Raw genomic sequence first — 22,243 nt, forward strand, 5'->3', positions numbered from 1 at the left:
TGGCGAAGGACTGTCAGGTACCCCAATGCGCTGGTCGCGATGCATTGCCCTGGCGTTACTCGCCCACCGCCGCGCGGCAGGCAGCCAGGGCGCGGCTGATGTGCTTTTCCACCATCTTGACCGAGATGCCCATGACGGCGGCGACTTCCGGGTAGGTGAGGCCGTCGAAGCGGTTGAGCATGAAGGCCTGGCGGCATTTGGGCGGCAGCGCGGGCAGCGTGTGGGTGTGCAAGTGCTGCAGGGTGCGGCGGGCGTCCACCAGCTGGTCCACCGCCGTGCCGGCGGCGGCAAGCGGTTCGCTGTCCTCCAGCGGCACGTGGCGGGAGGCGTGCCTGCGGTGGCGCGTGCGCCAGTGCTCCAGCACCACGTTGTGGGCAATGCGGTACAGCAGCAGCTTGTAGCTGTGGATGTCCGGCGTGTCGCGGTAGGCCAGCAGGCGCAGCAGCGCTTCCTGGGCGAGGTCGGCGGCGGTGTGCGGGTCGCGCAGGCGCCGCCGCATGTAGGTGAGCAGCTCCGCCTGCAGCTGCACCACGGCTTGGTCGAAGCGTTCCCTGGCTGGCGCGCGCTCCTCGCGCACCTGCCAGCGCGTGGTGAAGCGGCCAAGCGCGTAGATGCCCGCCATGGGCGCGCGAGCCGGCAGCTCGCGCACGGCGTAGGCGCTGCGGTGGCGCCACGGGCGGCTGCTGTATCGCTCACCCGGCACCGCGCTTGCGGCGTATGCGCGTGCCGCGACCACCTGGTCGATGACACCGTGGCGGTCTGCACGCGACGCGCCGGCCATGCCCTCAATCATCATGCGACGTCTCCAGCAACGGGCCGGGCACATGCGGTGCGCGCACGCGCTGCGGCGTAATCAGCGTGGGTCTTACAACGCTGATGACCAGTTCGCCATCGCGCTGGCGGATGTGCAGCTTGCTGCCGATGGCGAAGCCCAATTGTTCCAGCCAGCGGCCGCGCAGGCGCAGGGTGGGAATGCGCTGGTGACTGTCGGGATAGTACCCATAGCCGACGGTGCACTGCTGCGGCGCACGCGGGCGGCCGGGCCGCCGTGGTGTGCGGGGTTCGGCGCGGGGTTCGGGGATGGGCGTGCGCTCAAGGTACGGACGCGGCTGGATCGATGGATCCAGCGAGCGCCAGACGACTTCGGTAGGCGGTGGTACCGTGGCGCGCTTGCGCGCAGGCGTAGGACGGGATGGGGATCGACGCATGGCAAAGCCCTCCTTGACGAACAGGCCCCGTCGCACGACGCAACGGGATGTCGGGAGGCTAGAAACCGCACACAGACGGCGGGCGTTTCCCAAAGGGATTCGCATTAGCCGCTTTCCGACGCAAGTGTCACGCCGATTACGCATGCAAGAAACTGCAGGCACAAAAAACCCACCGGTTTGACGGAGGTGGGTGCCGCTGTGTGAGGAGTTTCTAGGCTCCTTGCAGCGAGATTGCTACGCGTTGGGTGGTGTGTCAACTGGTTGCAGCGACTCATTGCAGTGCTGCGCTTAGCCAAAAAATTCTTTTATGCAGGCGGTTTCTCCGCACTCGGACAGTCACCTCAGCTTGACCCTGCCCTGCGCCACCCGCACACTTCCAGCCGGAGCCTAGAAACTCCCCACACAGCGGTACCCACCTCCGAGTTTTGGTGGGTTTTTTGTGCTCGGCCATCTGGCCTGGCACTGCTCGGCGTTCTTGCGCCGGGAGGGCGGCGAATACAACACCCGCAAGGGGAATAAGCCCGCCGGCTGTGTGCGGTTTCTAGCCTCCCGGCATCCCGCTGCGTTGTGCAGCGGGAGCTGCCTCACGGCAAGGAGAGCGGCATGCACAACGAACCCGGCTACTGGATGTCCGAAGGCACGCAATACCACCTACTGCGCATACGCGACCAACTGCGCCTGCTCGCTACTCTGGCCACACCGCGTTCGCGCGACGAAGGCGCCATGGGCATGCCTGCCATTCCGCTCCAGCAGTGGGCGTATTGCTTACAGCAGTTGGCTGAGCAGGTAGATGATGTGCTGGGCGACTTGGGCACTGCTGGGTAGTGCGCTTCCTTAGATGCAAGCAAGGCGCCATGTGAGCCGCCAAATCTGCGGCTATCACCAACCTACCTGACGCACCCACGTACATGACGCCGAGGATAAGATCAGTGCGCACAGACGAATGCCATGAACCGCATCGCCACCATCGGGCGCTGCACCGTACTAGCAACGTCAGCGTTGTGCGCAAACGCTTAGGTACAGCGGGCGCATGCACAAGGCATAGGCGTCAGCCACCGACAAAGCAATGAACAAGCACATCGCGCGAGCGCCGCAACCGTAGAACTCCATCGCAAGCGACACCACGCCTTTCAACTGCTAGCGGTTGGGTGGGAGCGGGTGTCGGATGCTGCAGGTGGATGGCGGGTCGTCGGATTGGATAAGTAACCTGACCCCGTCATCCGGAAGAATCGAGTTTTTTTAACGGCCGCGCGTAGACGGTGTCATAGTTAGTACACCGGTCAACCTAGCCCGGCAACATGGAGATGGACGGCGAAGGGATGAAGAATTGAACAGTAGCTCATGCTGGCGGTAGCGGCTCCGCTACGGGAACAGAAGAAGCTTGTGTACGCGTCGGTGACGCGTGAGGGAGGTTCTAACGAAGCCCTATTTGCTCAGACGTGCCCTACCAGCTCAATGCCCAGTAGGCCGATGAACAGACGGCTGACGAACATCAAGAAAGCTGAATCTCCCGCCCAGATTGGGCATACTAGTTCGACACTCCGAGGATCATGTACATGGCCGTCTACGTTGATGCCGAAGGCATCCTTTGGCGCAATAGGCTATGGTGCCACATGGTCGCAGACTCTCTTGACGAGTTGCATACGTTCGCTAGGCAATTAGGTCTACGTCGACAGTGGTTCCAAGATCAGGGTAGCTACCCTCACTACGACGTTACGTTGCATGTTAGAGAGCAAGCCTTACGCTTGGGTGCGATTGATGCGGACAGACCCACAATGATCAGTCGTTGCAAAGCCCTAAAGAGCGAACTCGCCGTCGTCCAGTGTGAATTTCTTTTTGTTCTCCAAAAGGATTCGGAGGTTTCCAATGACTTTAGCAAAGCGTAGGCCCGCCATCTTGTCTCTGCCTGAGTATGCACTTCGGTCGGATGAATCGAATAAATTCAGCAAGACCGCTGATGAGCTAGACAACCTCCGATTTGGTTTCTTTGGCGAAGTTGGTGGCCTTCTCGCGGCCGTTAAACGCAGCGTTCGTGATCAAGTTACAGAAACACAAAGTGAACTTGCTGGCGAGGAACTAGGCGACGCGCTGTGGTATCTATTTGGAGTAGCAAAAGCCCTAAAGATCTCTCCAGATGCTTTGGGTGAGTCGTGTATAAAGCATCTGCGAGACCGATCTGGTGAGACAGCAATTCCGCCCACTGGCACGATCACTTTCGCAAATATAGATGGTGTCTTAGATTCGAGACATGGTCAGTGGGATGTGACACGGACAATACAGTTGGGAGTTCTTGCTAACGCCGCTGGAACTCTAGCGCACACAGCTCGCGAGCAGCTTTTGTCTATGGCGCTTCCTGTCGCAGTCAGTCATCTTGGAAAGATTCTTTCAGAATGGGCGCTCGCGTGCAGCGTATTTGAACTACGCACAGAGGATGTGGCACGAGACAACCTTGGCAAGGTTTCAGATCGTTGGCCATCAACTCGCATTTTTCATCCATTCTTTGACTCAGAAGATTATTATGAAGAACACGAACGTTTTCCGCGAAAATTTAGCATAGAATTTATTGAACGTGGCAGTGCATCTAATCCTTACGTTGTGCAGCGACTGCGAGGGGTAAACATTGGCGACCGACTGACTGACAATAACAATAAGCCTGACGGTTATCGCTTCCATGACGTATTTCATCTTGCATATATTGCTTTTCTAGGCTGGTCACCTGTACTTAGGGGTCTTTTGAAGCTGAAGCGAAAGTCAATTCCAAGCATTGACGAGAATCAGGACGGTGCGCGAGCGATGATCATCGAGGAGGGCATTGCGACGTGGATATTCAATCATGCGAATCATCGTCAATTCTACAAGGATATATCCGTAGGAAAATTAGACTTCAGCCTCTTGAAGCAAATTCGCAGCATGGTAGACGGCTACGAGGTTGAGGCATGCCCGCTCTGGCAATGGGAGTTAGCTATCCTTTCTGGCTTTGATGTTTTCCGTCAGCTGTTAGCCCATCGCGGTGGACTAGTAACTGTCGATATGATTGAGCATTCTTTAACTTTCCAGCCACCTAGTTATAGCAAGAAATGACACCTTCAAGTTTTGTCCGTGCTTTAGCATCTTTACGTCAAGAAGATGTCTTTAATCCGTATACAGACGTGTGCCCAGTGCATGATCTTAAAGACGCCCCATCGATACGCCAACGCAATCTTATATCGTATCTGAGCGTTTCAAAGTCATTGGGAGTTAACACTCTTTGGATGGGGAGGGATCTGGGATATCGCGGTGGCCGTCGTACTGGGTTGGCTCTTACGGACGAAGCACATTTACCCTTTATAGGTAAGCGCTACCCAGGCTGCAATTACGAGCGGGCAACCCAGGGCCCGATTGTCGCTGAACGAACAGCTGCGGAAATTTGGTCGATCCTCCCACGATTGGAAACGCCGCCGCTCCTTTGGAACGTGTTTCCGCTTCATCCGCACGAACCCAAGAGCCCCTTCAGTAACCGCCGTTTTACCAAGCGCGAGCTCTCTGAGGTTGAAGACCTAAATTCGTCCCTCATTGCTTGGCTTGGCATTAAACGGATCGTCGCTATTGGGAACGATGCAGCACTTTACGCGACCAGCTACGATGTGAGTGTTACGACGGTGCGCCACCCAAGCTACGGCGGGCTGCGCGAGTTTCGGGAAGGAATGCGAAAAATTTACTCACTCCCCATTCCCCCGCAGTCCCCATACGAGCAAAGTTCGCTGCCCTATTGATTGGGGCAGCTAAGGCATATTTTTTAAAAGTTCGGCAGTATCCTGTGTGCCGCCGAATGCATCTGTATCGAGATAGGCTAGCGAACTAAGGCATGTAAGCGTTCCAACACCAAAGCCCGACTCAGCAGCAAGGAAGGCCTGTAATTGACTGAGTCCAATCAAGTTCCCCATGGCACGGGTAGCATAATAGTGAGCGCGGTACATAACGCTAACGTGCACCTGCTTATCAAGAAGCTTCACACTAAGGTGGCTAAGGCACGGTAGATTCCGGTTCTGGAGCAGTGCTGGCTCCGGCAAAGGCAATTCACACCACGGTTCATCTAGATCCGTAGCGAATAGATCCTCCGGTTGCAAAATTCCAAGCTCATAAACGGCTTTCCAGTCTGAACCATTTTTTGAAGATCGTAGCTTCCTGACTATGCGCTCGAGCGGGTTGAACGTTCCGCCGGTGGCCGGATCATTACGTTCCATCATGCGCCATGCGTAGGTGCCCCATGAGTACTTTTTTTTCCCGAATCTGATTGCGCTGAGGTAACGCTCATAGAAGTCCGGTCTACCATGCTTCCGATAGATTCTTTCAGGAAAAATCGTATTTGCGACTGTACTTAATGTTAAATCCGGTGTGTGCTGCAGAAGCTTAGCATCTATCTTTGCAAGCACGCCCTTGTCTTCTTGGCTTAAAATAGTAGGACTCGAAATCTCTAAGACATAATTAAGTGCTGTTCGATTCTTCTCGTTATTTAAAGCGCGGGCAGCTTCTAACCACACTGGCACTATGCGAGCGCCTTGAAATAGCTTAGCCATGTATTAAGTCCCGAATGCACAAAGTGCATGAAATTTTATGTAGTTCCACGAAATCCAGGCGCTACCTGCATCGCCCCAGCCGCTTCCCCAGCTGTTTTGGATGAGAAAGAATGGAATTCCTTCTTCCCATCCAAGTCCAACAATCGAGAGGGCATGTCCAGAATCTGGTACAACTAAGCCGCCGTCAATAACGCGCCCGTCATTGGGGACATAAAATTTTTCTGTGAGTAGTAGACCGATGCCGACCGCTTTGCCTTTTCTTAATTCATCAATTAGCGCAGCCTGAGTGATAAAAATTTCAGATACAGGTGCCCCGTAAAGAGGCATCCCGGTTGGTAGCGGTGGAAGCGGAAACGGTGGATCGACTGGACTATAAGGACAGTCTACCTCCAGTGCGATTTGACTTGCTGCTGCCAGAGCCGGTGCAAGGCGCAATCCAGCGCCGGGCACCCACTCCGGAGACTGAGAAGCAGCACTATGATAGAGGTATTCGGGACTTAGCTCCTCGCCAATAGGAGACACTGGGTGCGTTAAAGCAGTTAATGCAAATGCGAGGCACGTCTTGCGCTGGCCCTGATCTCTGGCGGGTAGAGTGGATTGCACAGCAAGAATCTCTGTAGAGATCATGCGGCGGCCTCACCATCTATAAGAATCCGTTTGGATGCGTAGGTTAGGCCTTCACGAAGATCTTCGAACCCAAACATTGATCGGTACTGCGCATCGTCTGAGGATTCAGGCTCCCATGGCCTTCGCTCCCTCAATGCAAGCGAGCGCAGGTTAGTGTTGACCACTCGGGCGTCCATCGAGGTGCTTATTATATGCTTAGTAGCAATGGCACTCTGCAGGGAGTCTGATCCGTTATCTAACTGGCTAGATGCTTGTATAGGAAAAATTCTAAATCCATCATTTCTAGCGTCGTCTACGGACCAAAGATAGCCCGCTGACGCATGATTAGGAAGCTGAAGTACAACCTCATCCCCCTCTGCAGGCTCCAGAATCAACTCGCGGTCACTAACATCTAAAAGCCAAATGTCTCGTCGTGGATTAAAATTACCGCAACCAAAAATAGATTTTTTAATGTCGATTGGCTCAACCTGTAGAGCGCGTTTCGCGTCGCTGGATTTCCACAATCCAAGGCGAACTAGGCTCCAGGCCATTGCTGAGTAACTTACACCTACACGCAAAGAAAGCTGATAAAGATTCAGAGGCTCTTGTAAAGCACGGACACCCCAATTTTTGCGCCGCATCGCTAGCGCAACGGTGGATCTAGATGTGAGCAAACCATATGCGAACCAATCAGCTTCTAGCTCTACCCTTGCCGCGCCTGGTCCATACTGAATCTCTTCGTCAAGAGCTGAGTCATGCCCTAAGAAGAAGTGGCCAAGTTCGTGTGCGCACGTTAGATGTGTTTGTCCAGTCGGGCGCTCCGAGTTAAGAATTATTCCTGAGTTTGGTTCTCGAATGAATGCGCCAAGCAGGCTCTTAAAGGGTCTTCGCATGACCATGACACCTGCTTGTGCAGCAACCCATGTTGGGTCGACCCGGGTGTACCCGTCTTGAGTAAGTCTAAGGTCTGCGCGGGTATCTTTCAGAATACCTGCAGCAAGCAATGCGGAATCTTTTTGATAGTTGAGCATTCCTTGTCACGCCTCTAACTCATTTTTGATTATTCTTTAGAAATTCGGCGAAGCGAGCAACTTCTTGCAAATCGCTGTCTGAAAGACCTTTAACTGCTCGCGCCAAAAATGCAAATTGAGTCGGCGCTTTTGATTCTACTTCTCGACCGAGTAAAAGATACTCCACACCAACCCTATACAACTTAGCAAACCTGCTAAGCTCAGCGTCCTCAATATTTCGCCCACCAGACTCCATCAAGTCGATTAACTGTCTCGGCATGTTGAGGACTAAGGCAACCTCATCTTGAGACAATCCAAGGTACTCGCGCGACTGCTTCAAGCGATCTCCGAGCTGGGTGCGACTCTTTGATTCATTCACTGGCCACTCCCATTTGCGGCCTTGATAATTTCCCCAGAAAGCTTTTCGACAAATTCCACCTTGTCCTTATATCCTCCGCGTTGAATCACTGCATCCACGGGGATTTTCTTGCCGTATAACTTATCCACCTCTATCAATACTTCAACAGCTGTAAGTGAATCCATCTCAGCCCCGAATCCCTCCGTACTTGATGGCTCTGGATCTTTTGGGATCTCATTTTGATCCCAGAATTCACTGAGTATCTGCAGAAGCTTTTGTTTTTTTTCGTCCATGTAACCTCTCCATACGACGATTATTAGAAAATCTTACATAGGGGTGGAGTACATCACAAGTCATACTGGATTATTCCACCCGCCCCCAATCATTTTGTTTGCCAGGATACTGATTGAGCCATCTCATCTGAATTTTGGCGAGATTGCTACGGGAGGGCGGCGCAGGGACGCGTTGTTTAGGCCGCTTAATCGATCGTCAATGAATTCAGGTGCGTAGCCCCTACTCCGCTTCGTGCATGTCACCACTGTCGCAAGCCCAAGGTCAAGGCTGAGCATATTGTCGGGCTTCTGATTGCTGAAGATTGCCGGCATATCCGGCCCGCCGCTGCTCCGTAATGTCATGTCCATACTTGACATCATCGTCATCTTGGCATACTGCGCAGGGCACAGCGCCTGCCCCCGGGCCGTCAGGCGGTAATCCACCTGCGGCGGTACCTGCGCGTAGACGGTGCGCAGCACCAGGCCGTCGCGTTCTAGCTGGCGCAGCTGTTGGGCCAGCATCTTTTGCGAGATGGCGGGAATCAGCCGCTCCAGGTCCGAGTAGCGCTGCACCTTGCCGTCGAACAGGTGGAACAGCAGCAGCAGTTTCCAGCGGCCTTCGATGAGTTTGAGCAGGGCTTCGACATCGCACGCGGCGGTGTCCGGGGTGTGCGGCTTTCCCATGGGTGCGTGACTTACCTTTGCGTGCGTTCTTGCGGCAGGCGATGCCGCTGCCGATCATGGCATACCGTTTCTACCGGACCGCCGCCATGTCGCTTGCCCTGCCCGCCGCCATTGCCTGCTTTTTTACCGCCAGCAACGCCGGCGATGCCACGGAACTGCTGCCGCACCTGGCCGACGATACGGTGGTGCACGACGAGCACCGCCAGCACCGTGGCGCTGCCGCCATTGCGGCTTGGCTGGCACAGGCGCAAGCCACCACGCCGTATCGTGCGGTGCCAATTGGCGTGCACACCCAGGGCGAGCAGGTGAGTGTCACCGCGCAGGTGTCTGGCGATTTCCCGCAGAGCCCGCTGCAGCTGGAGCATGTGTTCCAACTGGTGGACGGCAAGATTGCGGCGTTGCGGATTCATTGACGCAGCATGCCGGCGTTGCGCCGGTAGCACGTGCCCGGATGCGGACCTTCCACAGCCGCATGACGCAACCGCACGCGCGGTTAGTGAGCGGTTGCTTGGCACCTCGACGCGCGTTGCGCCTCTGAGCAAATGTAGGGCGGCGCTAGTCGCCTTCTGCCTGAAGTCGAAACACCCTGCCGCCCTGTTCCGCATCTTCGCCAAAGGTGACTGTGACCGTCGCGCCTGCGTTGATGGCCTCATGGCGAAAGGACAGCTCGGCGTGATGCAGTCTCAGGCTGCTGTCAAATGTGGTGCCGCTCGATAGGCAGGCCACCGAGTCCATTACCGTGGCGTCTGCAAGCTCTGTTTGCCCATGCTGCATCAGGTAGGCACAAACCGCCTGCGCGGCGGGGTCGCCACCGTGCTCACACCGTTTGGCGGAAAGCGCCTGCTCTTGCGCATGCTTGAAGTTGGTTCCCCATGAGGTGTGGAACGCAAAACTGCGCACCTGGCCCGGCGGTACTGCACTGACAAAGGCGCGCAAGACCTCGCATAACTCAGCGGCAGGGGCTGCGTGGGCGGTTGCCACCGCCGTTAGCAGGATCGCGGGGACAGCGGCATAGACGAATAAAGCGCGCACGTGTTCTCCGCTGAAGAGGGCGTGCGCATTATTGAGTCGCTGCCAATTGCGCCGCAACGTGGACGCACGCTGCGGCGCTCGGTGTCGCGCCTGAAGGGTGTGTGGGCGTGGTCGTTCGCCTGCCACTGCCTTCGAAACGCTCAGCCGTTGAGCGTGCGGCCGCCGTCGACGATGAGTTCCGAGCCCACCGTCCAGCGGGATTCGTCCGAGGCCAGGTACAGCACGGCCTTGGCCACCTCGTCCGGGGTGCCGAAGCGGCCCAGCGGGATGGTGGCGGCGATGTCCTGGTTGACCTGGTCGCGGTATGCGTCGGGGATGCCGAGCTTGTCGTACAGCGGGGTTTCCACCGGGCCGGGGCTGACCGCGTTGAGGCGGATGCCGCGCGCCAGCAGTTCGCTGGAGAGTGTCTTGGTCATGCTCAGGAACGCCGCCTTGGTGGCTGCATACACCGATGAGCGGGCCGCGCCCACATGCGCGTTGATGGAGGTGTTGAGCACCACCGCGGCGGGGTTGGCGAACACCGGCAGCAGCGCCTGCATGAGGAAGTACGGGCCTTTGACGTTGATGGCGAAGGAGGCGTCGAAGGCCTGCTCGGTCCAGTCTTCGATCGGTGCCCACACCGACACGCCCGCATTGAGGAAGGCGATGTCGAGCTGGCCGTAATGCGCCTGCACCGCCTGCGCCAGCTGCTGCTGCGCGGCGACGCTGGCCGAATCGGCCCGCAGCACCAGCACCTCGGCACCCAGCGCGGCCTTGGCATTGGCGATGGACTCGGGATTGTTGCCGGTGACGATGACGCGGGCGCCTTCGGCCAGGAACTGGCGGGCGGTCTCCAGTCCAATACCGCTGGTGCCGCCGGTGATGAGGGTACGTTTGCCTGTTAGACGGGACATGGGGTGCTCCTGGGAGGTGGCAGGCCAGCCGCGCGTGGCCGGCCTTCGATGGGGTGCAGCTTGGGCCTATGCCGAATGTGGCGGAAGGCCGCGCCGGCACATACCATTCATGCGATATGCGCATGAATGGGGGTGGGCGATGGACCGGTTTCTGCTGATGACCTGCTTTGCGCGTGCGGTGGAAACCGGCAGCTTTTCTGCGGCCGGGCGCGACCTGGGCCTGGGCCAGCCCAATGTCAGCCGCCACGTGGCGGCGCTGGAAGAGCACCTGCACACCCGGCTGCTCAACCGCTCCACCCGCAAGCTGGTGCTGACGCCGGAGGGCGAGCGCTACTACGCGGAGGTGCGCCGCATCCTGGATGCGGTAGGCGAGTCGGAGATGGCGCTGCACGACAACGTGCAGCCCTCCGGCTTGTTGCGGGTCGCCTGCCCCACGGCGTTGTCGCACCACTATGTGATGCCGCTGGTGCCGGAGTTTTTGCGGCGCTTTCCGGGCCTGGAGCTGGACCTGCAGATCAACGACCGCTTCGTCAATCTGCTCGACGAGGGCGCGGAGCTCGCCATCCGCATTGGCCACCTGGAAAACAGCGCGCTGCGCGCACGGCGAATCGGCACGTTCAAGCGCGTGTGTGTGGCAAGCAACGCCTATCTTGCCGAGCGCGGCGTGCCCCGCGTGCCCGAGGACCTGCGCCAGCACGATTGCGTGCTGTACACCCTGCTGGCCTCCGGGGCGACGTGGCGTTTCAAGGATGTGGAGGTGCCGGTGTCCGGCCGGATCCGGGTCAATTCACCGGAGGCCGCGCGCGAGTCGGTGAGCGCGGGCCTGGGCATCGGGCAGGGGCCGGAGTGGTTGTTCGAGCAGGGGCTCAAGGCCGGGCAGCTGCAGATTGTGCTGGGCGCATTCTCTGCACCTGCGGTGCCCATGCACATCCTGTATGCGGCCAACCGGCTGGTGCCGAAGCGGGCGATCGTGTTCATGGATTTTATTGCCGAGGCGTTTGCCAAGATTCCGCAACTGAATGTGGGAGGCTGATCGCCCGGCGTTATTCCAGCGGCCGTGGCGAGGGGCGCTGATACTTGGAAAACGTCTTGTGCAGTGAGGCGGCGCGCTCGTCGGCCACGACGTTTTCAACACTGCTCAGGCCACGCGATGCGATGACGGCCGAGGCTTTTGCATCGCCCAACAGGTAGGCCAGGCGCAGGTAGGCCAGGCTGTCGACCAGGTTCTTGTTTGCGGTGTCGCTGACGTACACGTCCGACAACCCGTAGTACGCATACAGGTTCCCCGCCACCGCGGCCCGCCGCAGGATGCCGATGCCCTGATAAAAACGGCCCGCCAGTGCGGTCTTTTTGCCGTAGATCACCGTTGCGGGCTGGTTGCCTGCCTGCGACTCGGCCTTGAGCTGGTCCAGCGTCAGGGTTTCCAAGCGGGCCAGTTCGTGTTCCGTCGGGTAGCCGTGGTGCAGCAGCCACTGCGCCTCAGCATCGGAGTTGGCGATCAACGGCCCACCGGCCGGGCAGGCATTGGGGCCCTGCGGGCAGAGATAGCGCCTTGCCTGCTGGCTGACCGAAGGCGGCCTGCTATTGGCCGCCTGGGCGGGCGGCAGTGCGGCGGCGTTGCCATCTGCGGTGGCGGGGCTGGCTGCTGCCTGCGCCGATGTGGGCGCCTTATCGGTTTGCGCGGCTTGGTCTGTTTTGCCGCAGGCGGCAAGCGCAAGGCACAGCGCTGCCAGGAGCGTGAGTTTGGTGACGTGCATGGGCCATCCGTTGCGGGCTGCAGTGCCGGTGCGTGATGTTGCGCGATGCCGGCCTGCGATGCGACTGCCTCCCCTTGCCGGCCGCGCCGGCATTTGCTCCCACGCACTGTCGCCCAGGTGGCGGCGCATGCGTGCGCCATTGCGCGCCTGCCCCGCAGCCCGGGCCTGCGCACCCGGCGCGGCGTTGTGCCGGTTGCTGGTGCCGCACGCGCCAGGCGACCGGTCGCAGGCCCTGGGCTGCGCGGATTGCGCGGCGCACAAAAGCGGGCGCTAGCGCAGGCCCGGGCGCCGGTCTTTATGCCCAAAGCGGCGCGATCTTTGCGCAATCGGGTCGCTTGAGACGATTCGCAACCCTGGTCTGCGTCTTTCCGTATACCGTGACACACATCACACTCAAATGTGATGCAAGTCTCACTTCACTACGGGCGAGGGATCTGGCGATGGCCGACAACGGGATGGGGCTGCAGGCGCAGCCGCTGGGCGCGCACGGTGGGGCTGGTCAGCCGTGGGCTGCGCTACTGCCGGCGTTGACGACGTCTCCGGGCGACGGCCGCGCCACGCCCACGGGCACCGCCGCGGCCGGCCTCAAGCGCCTGCTGCGCAAGGGTGCGCGCGGCCTGCTGCGCACCCTGCCCTGGCGGCACCAGGACCGGCTGTACTACCTACACACCTTCGGCCGGCTGCCGGATCTGTACGCGCCCAAGTGCTTCAACGAGAAGATCCTCTACCGCAAGTGCGTGCACGGCGATTACCCGCTGTACCGGCGGCTGGCGGACAAGTTTGCGGTGCGCCCGTATGTGGCGGCCAGGATCGGCGAGGCGCACCTGATCCCGCTACTGCTGGACAGCACCGACCCGCAGGAGCTGCTGCGCCTGCCGCAGTGGCGGCAGACCGTGATCAAGGCCAACCATGGTGCGGCGATGGTGGAGGTGGTGCGCGATGAGCCCGATGCGCAGCAGAAGCGCCGCATCATCGAGCGCTGCGGCCAGTGGCTGCAGACCGACTTTTCCGACAAGGTGCGCGAGATCCATTACCGCGATATTCCGCCGCGCATTTTGGTGGAGCAGTACATCGGCGATGCGCAGCAGGTGCCGGTGGACTACAAGTTCCACATGTTCCGGCAGGTGGACGGCAGCTTTCAGTACGTGCTGCAGGTGATCTACGGGCGCTTCGACACGCCGAAGTTGGGCATGACCTTCTTTGTGGGCAACCTGCACGAGGCCTTTCACCGCATCCGCGACGACGGGCGCGCACCGCCCTGCGCGCCGGCGCTGCTGGAACAGGCGCTGGAGCTGAGCAAGCTGCTGGCAAGCGACTTCGATTACGTGCGGGTGGACTGGTACATCCAGCACGGGCAGGTCTATTTCGGCGAGCTGACCTTTACCCCGGGTGCGGGGCTGGTCACCGGCCTGGACCGCGGGCTGGACCGGATGATGGGCGACATGTGGGTGCAGCGGCGTGCGCCGGTGGAGGCGGCGTTTCCCACGCGGGGTTTGGGCGCCAGCGCGCGGGTGCCGGTGCGGTGAGAGCGTTCGCCCGCCTGTTCGAAAGACCGGCAACTGACAGCGTGGCCTGAGCGCAGCACGCCTGCGGCCGCCATGGCTTGCTGCATGCGCGGCGCGCTCTCGCCACCGCAACGTGCAGCTGCGATGACGATTTGAGCGTGCCATATGCAGCGCGGCGTTTTATCCGCGCGCCTTCAAATGCAGCATGGGGTAATGCGCATACTGCCCGACGCCGTGTTTGATGATCGGGTCTTGTGCGGTGATGGCGGCAATGTCCTGGTCGTCGGCAATCTGATACAGCGATAGACCAAAGCCGCCGGTTTCATCGATGACCGGGCCATGCGCCAGCAGGATTCCCTCGGCCAGGCGCTGGTCGAGAAACGCGGCATGCTGCTGCATCAGGGCTTTTTCCTGATCCGACATGGTGGCCAGAAAGTCCGCGCGCGGCGGGATGAATTTGCAGAAATACGCTTTCATTCTCGTGTACTCGTGGCAAAGGGGATGCGTCACGGCTTTAGCAAAGCCGTTGATCGGGTGATAACACGGGGTTTTGCGCGGTTTACTTGATTGAATCAGCAGCTGGATCGGCGCTGCATGTAACGCACAGCACTCAGGCTGTTTTGATGCTTTTGAAAATCGCGCCTTCAAACATCTTTGGCAGGTAACTCTGCAGGAACAGGATCATGCCGGTCATCTTTCCGACCGGGTTGCTGAACTTGGGGTCCTTGGCCTGGATCAGCTTCTGGATGGTGTCCACCACGGCATCCGGTGCTTCTGCGGTGTCGATTCCCTTCTGGGTCGCCGCGTTGGCCTGCGTGCGGTAAGCGTTGTAGTCGGCAATGGTGTTGCCGGCGGCAGGCACTGCGTTATGGCCCAGATTGGTCTTGAACCAGACCGGCTCCACCATGTTGACCTTGATATTGAACTGGGCAAGTTCGAACCGCAGCGATTTGAAGTACCCCTGCACCGCATGCTTGGAGGCCGCGTAATACGACAGGTTCGGCGGCCCGATCAGCGCCACGATGGAGCTGACGGTGATGATCTGCCCGCTCCGTTGCTTGCGGAAATACGGCAGCAGCGCATTGGTGGTTTTGACAGTGCCCCAGAAGTTGGTTTCGAACTGCTGGCGGCCCACGTTGATGGCGGTTTCTTCGGCGATACCGGTGACCATGTAGCCGGCGTTGTTGACCAGCACATCCAGGCGGTCGACCGATTGAAACAGCGTTGTGGCAAACGACTGGATCGAGGCGTCATCGTCGATATCCAGGCGCAGCAGCTTGAACGGCAGCTTGGCCTGGTGCTTTTCCGGCTCGCGGCTGGTGCCGATGACGTTGAAGCCCTGCTTGTGCAGGTTGGTGGCCAGCAACAGGCCAAACCCTGAGGATGCGCCGGTGATCAGCACTGTCTTTTTCATCGTGGTGTCTCTGAAGGAATGCGGTTTAGGGAAGGTGGAGAAACATCGCCAGCCATCGGCGTGCAGCTGCGCGGTGCCTGACGCTGACCTGCATTGCGGTGTGCGTTGATGCGGACTGCCGCCGCGGTTGCCGCCGCGGCCTGGGCGCCCGTCACCTGCCTGGAACGCGCGGTTGGACTGCCCATGCGCCGCATGCTAGTATCGATTTGATAGTGAGTCAATACGGAAATGATATGAACTCAAAAAATGCGTCGGACAGCCTGTGCCCGATCGCGCGCAGCCTGACCTTCCTGGGCGATGCGTGGACGATGCTGATCCTGCGTGACGCCAATTCCGGGCTGACCCGCTTCGATCAGTTCCGGCAGAGCCTGGGGATTGCCCCGACCATGCTGACCAAGCGGCTGGCGACGCTGACCGAGGAGCGGCTGCTGGAAAAGCGCCTGTACTCCACCCGCCCGCCGCGCGAGGAGTACGTGCTGACCCAGGCAGGGCGCGATTACCTGCCGGTGCTGTTCATGATCGGTGCGTGGGGCCGCAAGCACCGTGGCGAGGGCAAGCTGCTGCGTTTTCTGGATGCGGAAACCGGCACCGAGCTGCAGCCGGTTGCCATCGATGCAGTCACCGGTGCAGAGATCGGCACACGCGAGATCCGCATGGTGATGCCGGAATGAGCGCGGCGGCGTGGTTGATGGCTCTCAGCATGCGTTGACGCCTGGCGCGCTACCCTCCCGCGCCCTGGCTGCCTCGACCTGGGCGACTGCGTGACGCGTTGGCGTCATGTTGCGCACCGATGTCTAGGACAGCCGCGCCGCTCTTCCACCCACTACAAGGACGTCACCGTTGTCGCACGTTTCCCTACGCCGCTTCCTGCCGCTCGCCTGTCTGGGCCTGCTGTCTGCCTGCAACGGTGGCACGGCCACCCCCAGCGCGCCGCGCCCGGAGTCCGAGCACTTCACCCTTGCCGAGCTGCAGCAGCTTGGCTGCACCGTCACCGCCACGCCCAAACGCGATGTCCGCAAGATCCCGTTGCTGGGCGAGGTCGATGGCTATGGCGTCACCAGCACCAACGCCTGCGCGACCCACATGATCAGCCTGCTGCAGCCGATGAGCTACGAGGACGCGGTGTGGGAGGGTGCACGCAGCGCCGCCGGCACCTTTGCCAGGGAGCACGGGCTGGAGCGCGAGAGTTATGAAGGCCGGCTCGGCGAGTACAGCGAGATCGAGGTGTTCAGCCGCGGCGGCAAGCCGGTGGGCTTTGAATACAACGTGCAGGCAAAGGGCACGCTGCATTCGGTGGTCGTGCTCTCCGACAGCATCGCGCCGGATGCGGCCTTCGAGGCGGTGATGAAGACCAAGCTGTGAGGGTGTGAGCCGCTTTTTAATTGAGCGGGTGGCGCTGTAAGCCGTGCCTGCGCGCGGTGTGGGCGCATGCGCCGCAACGCGTGTGCAATGCGATGCAGTTGGAAGATAGACGCGCCTGTCAGCGCGAAAGACGATTCTTCCGAAGTAACCGCTCCGAGCGCATCACGTGAACCACGACAACGCGTTGCCCGTCCACACGGTAGAACACGCGGCAAGGTGGCTCGACGATTTGACGGTAGCGGGAGCGCTTGAGCTCCTGCGGCCGGCTTCCACTCTCCGGGTGTTCGGCCAATTGCTCGACATGCGCAAACACCCGTCTCACCAGTGCCGCTGCGGCGGCAGCGTCCTCAAGCGCAATGTAGTCGGCAATCGCGTCCAGGTCGGCCACTGCCGGCTCAGACCAGACTATTTCAGCCATCGCGCCAGGCGTTGTTTGGCTTGTTCGTGGCTCAGGCTGCGGCCTTCGGCTACCGCCATTTCACCACGGGCAATTCCTTCGAGGATCGCCATCCGCTGTTGCATGCGTTCATAGCTGGCGACGTCCACCAGGTATGCGCTGGGCAGGCCATGCTGGGTGATCAGGATCGGCTCCTTGTCGCGCTCGACATCTGCGAGGAGCTCGGTGGCCTGCCGCTTGAGCGTGGTGACAAGTTCTGTGCGCATGCAGTGACACTAAAGTATCACTGCGGGTGGGGCAAGTCGGCTGTGCCGGGCGAGGCTACATCCCACCCAGGGGCTGCAGGCACAACCAGATCGCGCACCAGTGCGAGAGCGCGCCGCCCAGCACGTGGGCGTGCCAGATGGCGCGGTTGTAGACCAGCGACTTGCGCACGTAGAAGGTGACACCCACGGTGTAGAACGCGCCGCCGGCGGCGATCAGCCACAGCACGGTGCTGTCCAGGCCGGCGAGCAGCGGCTTGATCACCACGATGCCGGCCCAGCCCAGCAACAGGTAGATCACCACCCAGAAGCCCTTGGCGATGCCGGGCAGGAACAGCTTGGCGAACACGCCGAACAAGGCCACGCCCCACACGCCCAGGATCATCGCCCAGCGCCAGGTGCCGTCGAGGGCGACCAGCAGGAACGGGGTGTAGGAGCCGGCAATCATCACGAAAATGCCGGCGTGGTCGAACTTGCGCAGCATCGGCTGGCGTTGCGGCGGGGCGAAGTTGTACGCCGCCGAGCAGCCGAACATCACCAGCAACCCCAGCGCGTAGACGCAGGTGGCCAGCAGCATGGTCTGGTTGGCATGCGCGCGCCAGACCATCCAGGCGCCGCCGACGATGGCCAGGAACAGGCCGGCGGCATGCACGATCACATCGGCACGGCGGGCGGAACGGGTCTTGTAGTGCGGCGCGGTAAGGCTGGGGGAAACGGGCACGGCGGTTCTTCGAGATGGGGGAGCCACAGCGTGCAAGGCAACGGTGACGCGGTGGGGGCAACAGAATACCCGGCTTGCTGAATCCGCTCAGTGACACAGGCTCGCCGGTTCGGCGCTGGTCTCATACCCTGAGACACCTCCCCTGTCTCATGCCCCTCTTTGGGAGCCGCCGTATGCCTCCGTTTGCCCTCGCTCCCCGCACCGAAACCGCCGAACGCGCGCTGGCCACCACCGATGGCCGGCCCAGCCGCGATGGCGCACTGCTCACCGAACGCCTGGAACGGCGTTACCACGACCGCATCACCGGCAGCTTCACCCTGCCCGGGCGCGACGGCCGTTATGCGCCGATTCCCGCCGACGTGCCGGCCGCGCTGGCCGACGCCTTGCGCGCGCGTGGCATCAGCCAGCTCTACAGCCACCAGGCCGACGCCTGGGCGGCCACGCAACGCGGCGAACATGTGGCGATTGTGACGCCCACCGCGTCGGGCAAGTCGCTGTGCTACACGCTGCCGGTGGTGAGCGCGGCGATGCGCTCCGGGGCCAAGGCGCTGTACCTGTTCCCGACCAAGGCGCTGGCGCAGGACCAGGTGGCCGAGCTGCTGGAGTTGAACCGCGCCGGCGAGCTGGGGGTGAAGGCCTTCACCTTCGACGGCGATACGCCCGGCGATGCGCGCCAGGCGATCCGCCTGCATGGCGACATCGTGGTGAGCAACCCGGACATGCTGCACCAGGCGATCCTGCCGCATCACACCAAGTGGGCGCAGTTCTTCGAGAACCTGCGCTATGTGGTGATCGACGAGATCCACACCTACCGCGGCGTGTTCGGCAGCCACGTCACCAATGTGCTGCGCCGGCTCAAGCGCATCTGCGCGTTCTATGGTGCCAACCCGCAGTTCATCCTGTGCTCGGCCACCATCGGCAACCCGCACGCGCACGCGCAGGCCCTGATCGAAGAGCAGGTGCATGCGATCACCGAATCCGGCGCGCCCACCGGCGACAAGCACGTGCTGCTGTGGAACCCGCCGGTGGTCAACGCCGACCTGGGGCTGCGCGCATCGGCACGCTCGCAGAGCAACCGCATTGCGCGCATCGCGATCAAGAGCGGACTGAAGACGCTGGTGTTCGCGCAGACGCGCCTGATGGTGGAGGTGCTGACCAAGTACCTGAAGGACATCTTCGACCACGACCCGCGCAAGCCGCCACGCATCCGTGCGTACCGCGGCGGCTACCTGCCCACCGAGCGGCGCGAGGTGGAGCGCGCGATGCGCGCCGGCAATATCGACGGCATCGTCTCCACCTCGGCATTGGAGCTGGGCGTGGATATCGGCGCGCTGGATGTGGTGATCCTCAACGGCTACCCCGGCAGCGTGGCGGCGACCTGGCAGCGCTTCGGCCGCGCCGGGCGCCGCCAGCAACCGGCGCTGGGCGTGCTGGTGGCCAGTTCGCAGCCGCTGGACCAGTACGTGGTGCGGCACCCGGATTTCTTTGCCGATGCCTCGCCCGAACATGCGCGCATTGCGCCGGACCAGCCGCTGATCCTGTTCGATCACATCCGCTGCGCGGCGTTCGAATTGCCGTTCATTGCCAGCGAGCCGTTCGGGCCGATCGACCCGCTGGTGTTCCTGGAAGCGCTGGCCGAGAGCGACGTGATCCATCAGGAAGGCGACCGCTGGGAGTGGATCGCCGACAGCTACCCGGCCAATGCGGTGAGCCTGCGCTCGGTGGCCGACGGCAACTTCGTGGTGGTGGACAAGAGCGACGGCAAACAGCAGATCATCGCCGAGGTGGATTATTCGGCCGCGGCACTGACCTTGTACGAAGGCGCCATCCACATGGTGCAGAGCACGCCGTACCAGGTGGAGCGGCTGGACTGGGAAGGCCGCAAGGCCTATGTCACGCGCACCCATGTGGACTACTACACCGACAGCATCGACTACACCAAGCTGAAGGTGCTGGACCGCTTCGACGGCGGCGTGGCCGGGCGCGGCGACTCGCATCACGGCGAGGTGCATGTGGTGCGGCGCGTGTCCGGCTACAAGAAGATCCGCTATTACACGCACGAGAACATCGGCTACGGGCCGGTCAATCTGCCCGACCAGGAACTGCACACCACTGCGGTGTGGTGGCAGTTGCCGCAGGCCACGTTGGGCAAGGCGTTCGCGTCCAAGCAGGATGCGCTGGATGGTTTCTTGGGTGCGGCCTATGCGCTGCACGTGGTGGCCACGGTGGCGGTGATGGCCGATGCGCGCGACCTGCAAAAAGCGGTGGGCAATGGCGACGGCGCGTGGTTTGCGGTGGCCGACCAGACCGGGCGCGGACAGCTGCGCGGCGTGGACGAGGGCGAAGAAGGCGCGGTGGAATTGCAGCAGGCCTTCGTGCCCACGGTGTATCTGTACGACAACTTCCCCGGCGGGGTGGGCCTGAGCGAGCCGCTGTGGCTGCGCCAGGCCGAGCTGCTGCAGCGCGCCGACGAGCTGGTGCGGCGTTGCGACTGCAGCGCCGGCTGCCCGGCCTGCGTGGGCCCGGTGCTGGCCGCGCATGAGGAAGGCAAGGGCGAGTCGCCCAAGTCGTTGGCCTTGACGGTGCTGGCGCTGTTGTTCGATGCGGATGCGCCGTTGCGGCATGCCACCCAGGTGGACGACGACCTGGCGCTGGACGTGCTTGCATGAGCGTGAGTGCGGACCGGTTGCGCTTGTTGCGGCGTCAGGCCGGGCATGCCGATGTGCCAGCGCCAGTTGCAGATGGCGATGCAGTGGGTGGTGCGGATGTTTCCGCTGCGGTCGACGTGCAGGCCGATGCATACCCGCTGCGCGCGGCAGTGGCGGCGCGTACCTCGGGTGATGCAGTCGGTGCGGATGCAGTGGCAGGCGATGCGCACACGCGTGCCGCAGGTGACATGCCTGCGGCGGCGCAGCCAATGCGTGCGCTGGCAGCGCCGGTGCCTGGCAGCGATCCTGGGGTGAGCGCAGAACGCTTGCGCCTGCTGCGCCGCCAGGTCGGCGGGCTGACGCCCACGGCGCGCAAGGACGATGCGGTGATGCCCACGCGTGCGCAACGCCAGCCTGCGCCGGGTGCTGCTGCGTCTGGGTCACGCGCTTTGTCGCGCGAGGCGACTGTGCGAGGCACGCAGCCCGGCAGCGCAGAGGCTGCCGGTGCACCGCGCACCCCGCCCACCGCAGCACCGGCCATGACGCGCCGCGCCCTGCAGGCACCGGTTGCTGCAGCGCCTGCGCGCGATAGCTCGGCGTTTGCCTGGGTGGACCACGATGTGCGCCACAAGCCGGCAGGTGCGACGGTCGATGCGGCAGTGCGCGTGCCGGCGATGCGCGCGACACCGGCTGCATCCATATCCAACCCGCCACCGCAGCGACGCACCGATATCGCCGGCCTGCGCAAGATGATCGGCCTGCGCGAGCGCGCGGTCTCGGCACATACGCCGGTGCGCGCGGCGTCCACCGACCGGCATCTGCCCGGCAACGAGATCGCGCCCGGCCTGCACCTGATCGAAGCCTTCCTGCCGCAGGCGATCCCGCGCCAGGCGCTGTCGCTGGCGTTCGCCAAGCGCGAGGACGCGGTGGACCCAATGGACCTGCTGTTCTTCGATACCGAAACCACCGGCCTGGCCGGCGGCACCGGCACGCGCGCCTTCATGATCGGCGTGGCCGATTGGTACACCGACGCTACGCAGGGCAGCGGGCTGCGCGTGCGCCAGTTGATGATGTCCACGATGGCGGCCGAAAGCGCGATGCTGGATCTGTTCCGCAGCTGGCTGTCGCCGCAGACGGTGCTGTCCAGCTACAACGGCCGCTGCTACGACGCGCCGTTGTTGAAGACGCGCTACCGCCTGGCGCGCCGCGGCGACCCGATCTCTGCGCTGGACCATGTGGACCTGCTGTTCCCCACCCGGCGCCGTTATCGCGGCACCTGGGAGAACTGCAAGCTGTCCACCATCGAACGGCAGCTGCTGCGCGTGGTGCGCGAAGACGACCTGCCCGGCTCCGAAGCGCCGGCCGCCTGGTTGAGCTACCTGCGCGGCGGCAGCGCGCGCAACCTGCGTCGCGTGGCCGAGCACAATCACCAGGACGTGGTGACCTTGTCGCTGCTGATGCAGCGCCTGGTGGCAGTGGAAGCGCAGGACCGTGACGTGATTCCGATGCTGGAGACGCCCTGACAACAGGCCGTCATCGGCCGTGGCGCCAGCGCAC

27 protein-coding genes are annotated in these 22,243 nt (G+C 61.6%); 11 read left to right on the forward strand and 16 right to left on the reverse strand.

Annotated features, from left to right (window positions below):
- Positions 1-55 precede the first annotated feature (55 nt).
- Together DYQ94_RS15930 and DYQ94_RS15935 are read right to left on the reverse strand one after the other, a co-directional pair.
- Complete coding sequence (locus DYQ94_RS15930) at positions 56-826, reverse strand: RNA polymerase sigma factor (protein ID WP_505414910.1); 771 nt, start codon at positions 824-826, stop codon at positions 56-58.
- Positions 786-1,208: a SymE family type I addiction module toxin gene (locus DYQ94_RS15935; RefSeq protein WP_160955024.1), complete on the reverse strand. Its 423-nt coding sequence runs from the start codon at positions 1,206-1,208 to the stop codon at positions 786-788. Before DYQ94_RS15935 ends, DYQ94_RS15930 begins: the two co-directional genes overlap by 41 nt.
- A 603-nt stretch (positions 1,209-1,811) precedes the next feature.
- Here DYQ94_RS15935 and DYQ94_RS15940 point away from each other — a divergent pair.
- The 4 genes from DYQ94_RS15940 to DYQ94_RS15955 all read left to right on the forward strand — a co-directional run bounded on the left by DYQ94_RS15940 (position 1,812) and on the right by DYQ94_RS15955 (position 4,960).
- Positions 1,812-2,033: an XAC0095 family protein gene (locus tag DYQ94_RS15940; RefSeq protein WP_160955025.1), complete on the forward strand. Its 222-nt coding sequence runs from the start codon at positions 1,812-1,814 to the stop codon at positions 2,031-2,033.
- 731 nt (positions 2,034-2,764) lie between these two features.
- A complete protein-coding gene (locus DYQ94_RS15945; RefSeq protein WP_160955026.1) occupies positions 2,765-3,094 on the forward strand; it encodes a DUF4031 domain-containing protein in 330 nt (109 codons plus the stop codon).
- Positions 3,075-4,289, forward strand: coding sequence for a nucleoside triphosphate pyrophosphohydrolase family protein (locus DYQ94_RS15950; RefSeq protein ID WP_160955027.1), 1,215 nt, complete (start codon positions 3,075-3,077; stop codon positions 4,287-4,289). Before DYQ94_RS15945 ends, DYQ94_RS15950 begins: the two co-directional genes overlap by 20 nt.
- Positions 4,286-4,960 (forward strand): uracil-DNA glycosylase, encoded by a 675-nt coding sequence (locus DYQ94_RS15955; protein ID WP_160955028.1) that lies wholly within the window; start codon positions 4,286-4,288, stop codon positions 4,958-4,960. The genes DYQ94_RS15950 and DYQ94_RS15955 overlap by 4 nt, the downstream gene beginning before the upstream one ends.
- A gap of 9 nt (positions 4,961-4,969) precedes the next feature.
- On the opposite strand, the gene DYQ94_RS15960 is transcribed toward DYQ94_RS15955, so the two are convergent.
- The 6 genes from DYQ94_RS15960 to DYQ94_RS15985 form a co-directional block, all read right to left on the reverse strand.
- Entirely contained in the window at positions 4,970-5,764 is a 795-nt protein-coding gene (locus DYQ94_RS15960; protein ID WP_160955029.1) for a thymidylate synthase family protein, read from the reverse strand.
- Between the two features lie 3 nt (positions 5,765-5,767).
- Positions 5,768-6,391 (reverse strand): C1 family peptidase, encoded by a 624-nt coding sequence (locus DYQ94_RS15965; RefSeq protein WP_160955030.1) that lies wholly within the window; start codon positions 6,389-6,391, stop codon positions 5,768-5,770.
- A complete protein-coding gene (locus DYQ94_RS15970; RefSeq protein WP_160955031.1) occupies positions 6,388-7,401 on the reverse strand; it encodes an ImmA/IrrE family metallo-endopeptidase in 1,014 nt (337 codons plus the stop codon). Before DYQ94_RS15970 ends, DYQ94_RS15965 begins: the two co-directional genes overlap by 4 nt.
- 19 nt (positions 7,402-7,420) lie before the next feature.
- Positions 7,421-7,759 carry a helix-turn-helix domain-containing protein gene (locus DYQ94_RS15975; RefSeq protein WP_160955032.1) on the reverse strand — a complete coding sequence of 113 codons (339 nt, stop codon included), beginning with the start codon at positions 7,757-7,759 and terminating at the stop codon, positions 7,421-7,423.
- The gene (locus DYQ94_RS15980; RefSeq protein WP_160955033.1) at positions 7,756-8,031 is read right to left on the reverse strand and encodes a hypothetical protein; all 276 of its coding nucleotides are present in this window, start codon (positions 8,029-8,031) and stop codon (positions 7,756-7,758) included. The genes DYQ94_RS15975 and DYQ94_RS15980 overlap by 4 nt, the downstream gene beginning before the upstream one ends.
- A 123-nt stretch (positions 8,032-8,154) precedes the next feature.
- Complete coding sequence (locus tag DYQ94_RS15985) at positions 8,155-8,694, reverse strand: winged helix-turn-helix transcriptional regulator (RefSeq protein WP_237474957.1); 540 nt, start codon at positions 8,692-8,694, stop codon at positions 8,155-8,157.
- Positions 8,695-8,780: 86 nt separating this feature from the next.
- Between DYQ94_RS15985 and DYQ94_RS15990 the strand changes: the two genes are divergently transcribed.
- Positions 8,781-9,107, forward strand: a complete 327-nt coding sequence (locus DYQ94_RS15990) for a nuclear transport factor 2 family protein (protein WP_160955034.1) — start codon at positions 8,781-8,783, stop codon at positions 9,105-9,107.
- Between the two features lie 142 nt (positions 9,108-9,249).
- Here DYQ94_RS15990 and DYQ94_RS15995 read toward each other — a convergent pair whose 3' ends face one another.
- A complete protein-coding gene (locus DYQ94_RS15995) occupies positions 9,250-9,726 on the reverse strand; it encodes a hypothetical protein (RefSeq protein ID WP_311541604.1) in 477 nt (158 codons plus the stop codon).
- Between the two features lie 140 nt (positions 9,727-9,866).
- Positions 9,867-10,619 (reverse strand): SDR family oxidoreductase, encoded by a 753-nt coding sequence (locus DYQ94_RS16000; protein WP_160955035.1) that lies wholly within the window; start codon positions 10,617-10,619, stop codon positions 9,867-9,869.
- A gap of 139 nt (positions 10,620-10,758) precedes the next feature.
- On the opposite strand from DYQ94_RS16000, the gene DYQ94_RS16005 reads away from it, so the two are divergent.
- Positions 10,759-11,652 carry a LysR family transcriptional regulator gene (locus tag DYQ94_RS16005; protein ID WP_104544175.1) on the forward strand — a complete coding sequence of 298 codons (894 nt, stop codon included), beginning with the start codon at positions 10,759-10,761 and terminating at the stop codon, positions 11,650-11,652.
- A 10-nt stretch (positions 11,653-11,662) separates the two neighbouring features.
- On the opposite strand, the gene DYQ94_RS16010 is transcribed toward DYQ94_RS16005, so the two are convergent.
- On the reverse strand, positions 11,663-12,376 hold the full coding sequence (locus DYQ94_RS16010) for a hypothetical protein (protein ID WP_160955052.1): 714 nt from the start codon (positions 12,374-12,376) through the stop codon (positions 11,663-11,665).
- Between the two features lie 455 nt (positions 12,377-12,831).
- On the opposite strand from DYQ94_RS16010, the gene DYQ94_RS16015 reads away from it, so the two are divergent.
- On the forward strand, positions 12,832-13,902 hold the full coding sequence (locus DYQ94_RS16015; RefSeq protein WP_160955053.1) for an ATP-grasp fold amidoligase family protein: 1,071 nt from the start codon (positions 12,832-12,834) through the stop codon (positions 13,900-13,902).
- 159 nt (positions 13,903-14,061) lie between these two features.
- On the opposite strand, the gene DYQ94_RS16020 is transcribed toward DYQ94_RS16015, so the two are convergent.
- Positions 14,062-14,529 carry a YciI family protein gene (locus DYQ94_RS16020; protein ID WP_237474959.1) on the reverse strand — a complete coding sequence of 156 codons (468 nt, stop codon included), beginning with the start codon at positions 14,527-14,529 and terminating at the stop codon, positions 14,062-14,064.
- A complete protein-coding gene (locus DYQ94_RS16025; RefSeq protein ID WP_160955036.1) occupies positions 14,492-15,295 on the reverse strand; it encodes an SDR family NAD(P)-dependent oxidoreductase in 804 nt (267 codons plus the stop codon). The genes DYQ94_RS16020 and DYQ94_RS16025 overlap by 38 nt, the downstream gene beginning before the upstream one ends.
- A gap of 233 nt (positions 15,296-15,528) precedes the next feature.
- Here DYQ94_RS16025 and DYQ94_RS16030 point away from each other — a divergent pair, with 233 nt between their 5' ends.
- Positions 15,529-15,966 carry a winged helix-turn-helix transcriptional regulator gene (locus DYQ94_RS16030; RefSeq protein ID WP_104569376.1) on the forward strand — a complete coding sequence of 146 codons (438 nt, stop codon included), beginning with the start codon at positions 15,529-15,531 and terminating at the stop codon, positions 15,964-15,966.
- 169 nt (positions 15,967-16,135) lie between these two features.
- The gene (locus DYQ94_RS16035) at positions 16,136-16,657 is read left to right on the forward strand and encodes a hypothetical protein (protein WP_024940060.1); all 522 of its coding nucleotides are present in this window, start codon (positions 16,136-16,138) and stop codon (positions 16,655-16,657) included.
- Between the two features lie 118 nt (positions 16,658-16,775).
- Here the strand turns inward: DYQ94_RS16035 and DYQ94_RS16040 are convergent, their stop codons facing one another.
- From DYQ94_RS16040 to trhA, 3 genes are read right to left on the reverse strand one after another with little or no spacing between them, the layout of a single operon-like run.
- Positions 16,776-17,075 carry a type II toxin-antitoxin system RelE/ParE family toxin gene (locus DYQ94_RS16040; RefSeq protein WP_016902923.1) on the reverse strand — a complete coding sequence of 100 codons (300 nt, stop codon included), beginning with the start codon at positions 17,073-17,075 and terminating at the stop codon, positions 16,776-16,778.
- A complete protein-coding gene (locus DYQ94_RS16045; RefSeq protein WP_016902922.1) occupies positions 17,063-17,320 on the reverse strand; it encodes a type II toxin-antitoxin system Phd/YefM family antitoxin in 258 nt (85 codons plus the stop codon). The genes DYQ94_RS16040 and DYQ94_RS16045 overlap by 13 nt, the downstream gene beginning before the upstream one ends.
- A 55-nt stretch (positions 17,321-17,375) precedes the next feature.
- Positions 17,376-18,038, reverse strand: coding sequence for a PAQR family membrane homeostasis protein TrhA (gene trhA, locus DYQ94_RS16050; protein WP_024940062.1), 663 nt, complete (start codon positions 18,036-18,038; stop codon positions 17,376-17,378).
- Positions 18,039-18,211: 173 nt separating this feature from the next.
- Between trhA and DYQ94_RS16055 the strand changes: the two genes are divergently transcribed.
- Both DYQ94_RS16055 and DYQ94_RS16060 read left to right on the forward strand, forming a co-directional pair.
- Positions 18,212-20,707, forward strand: a complete 2,496-nt coding sequence (locus tag DYQ94_RS16055; RefSeq protein WP_160955037.1) for a DEAD/DEAH box helicase — start codon at positions 18,212-18,214, stop codon at positions 20,705-20,707.
- A complete protein-coding gene (locus DYQ94_RS16060) occupies positions 20,704-22,209 on the forward strand; it encodes a ribonuclease H-like domain-containing protein (protein ID WP_160955038.1) in 1,506 nt (501 codons plus the stop codon). The genes DYQ94_RS16055 and DYQ94_RS16060 overlap by 4 nt, the downstream gene beginning before the upstream one ends.
- Positions 22,210-22,243: the final 34 nt, after the last annotated feature.

It is taken from the genome of Xanthomonas sp. LMG 8993 (assembly GCF_009835065.2).
In the GTDB taxonomy this organism is placed as follows: Bacteria; Pseudomonadota; Gammaproteobacteria; order Xanthomonadales; family Xanthomonadaceae; genus Xanthomonas; species Xanthomonas arboricola.

Bases quoted from the DNA above. Each gene is read 5' to 3' on its own strand.
- DYQ94_RS15930 (WP_505414910.1), bottom strand. From the start codon at position 826: ATGTGCCCGGCCCGTTGCTGGAGACGTCGCATGATGATTGAGGGCATG.
- DYQ94_RS15935 (WP_160955024.1), bottom strand. From the start codon at position 1,208: ATGCGTCGATCCCCATCCCGTCCTACGCCTGCGCGCAAGCGCGCCACG.
- DYQ94_RS15940 (WP_160955025.1), top strand. From the start codon at position 1,812: ATGCACAACGAACCCGGCTACTGGATGTCCGAAGGCACGCAATACCAC.
- DYQ94_RS15945 (WP_160955026.1), top strand. From the start codon at position 2,765: ATGGCCGTCTACGTTGATGCCGAAGGCATCCTTTGGCGCAATAGGCTA.
- DYQ94_RS15950 (WP_160955027.1), top strand. From the start codon at position 3,075: ATGACTTTAGCAAAGCGTAGGCCCGCCATCTTGTCTCTGCCTGAGTAT.
- DYQ94_RS15955 (WP_160955028.1), top strand. From the start codon at position 4,286: ATGACACCTTCAAGTTTTGTCCGTGCTTTAGCATCTTTACGTCAAGAA.
- DYQ94_RS15960 (WP_160955029.1), bottom strand. From the start codon at position 5,764: ATGGCTAAGCTATTTCAAGGCGCTCGCATAGTGCCAGTGTGGTTAGAA.
- DYQ94_RS15965 (WP_160955030.1), bottom strand. From the start codon at position 6,391: ATGATCTCTACAGAGATTCTTGCTGTGCAATCCACTCTACCCGCCAGA.
- DYQ94_RS15970 (WP_160955031.1), bottom strand. From the start codon at position 7,401: ATGCTCAACTATCAAAAAGATTCCGCATTGCTTGCTGCAGGTATTCTG.
- DYQ94_RS15980 (WP_160955033.1), bottom strand. From the start codon at position 8,031: ATGGACGAAAAAAAACAAAAGCTTCTGCAGATACTCAGTGAATTCTGG.
- DYQ94_RS15985 (WP_237474957.1), bottom strand. From the start codon at position 8,694: ATGGGAAAGCCGCACACCCCGGACACCGCCGCGTGCGATGTCGAAGCC.
- DYQ94_RS15990 (WP_160955034.1), top strand. From the start codon at position 8,781: ATGTCGCTTGCCCTGCCCGCCGCCATTGCCTGCTTTTTTACCGCCAGC.
- DYQ94_RS16000 (WP_160955035.1), bottom strand. From the start codon at position 10,619: ATGTCCCGTCTAACAGGCAAACGTACCCTCATCACCGGCGGCACCAGC.
- DYQ94_RS16005 (WP_104544175.1), top strand. From the start codon at position 10,759: ATGGACCGGTTTCTGCTGATGACCTGCTTTGCGCGTGCGGTGGAAACC.
- DYQ94_RS16010 (WP_160955052.1), bottom strand. From the start codon at position 12,376: ATGCACGTCACCAAACTCACGCTCCTGGCAGCGCTGTGCCTTGCGCTT.
- DYQ94_RS16015 (WP_160955053.1), top strand. From the start codon at position 12,832: ATGGGGCTGCAGGCGCAGCCGCTGGGCGCGCACGGTGGGGCTGGTCAG.
- DYQ94_RS16025 (WP_160955036.1), bottom strand. From the start codon at position 15,295: ATGAAAAAGACAGTGCTGATCACCGGCGCATCCTCAGGGTTTGGCCTG.
- DYQ94_RS16030 (WP_104569376.1), top strand. From the start codon at position 15,529: ATGAACTCAAAAAATGCGTCGGACAGCCTGTGCCCGATCGCGCGCAGC.
- DYQ94_RS16040 (WP_016902923.1), bottom strand. From the start codon at position 17,075: ATGGCTGAAATAGTCTGGTCTGAGCCGGCAGTGGCCGACCTGGACGCG.
- DYQ94_RS16045 (WP_016902922.1), bottom strand. From the start codon at position 17,320: ATGCGCACAGAACTTGTCACCACGCTCAAGCGGCAGGCCACCGAGCTC.
- DYQ94_RS16055 (WP_160955037.1), top strand. From the start codon at position 18,212: ATGCCTCCGTTTGCCCTCGCTCCCCGCACCGAAACCGCCGAACGCGCG.
- DYQ94_RS16060 (WP_160955038.1), top strand. From the start codon at position 20,704: ATGAGCGTGAGTGCGGACCGGTTGCGCTTGTTGCGGCGTCAGGCCGGG.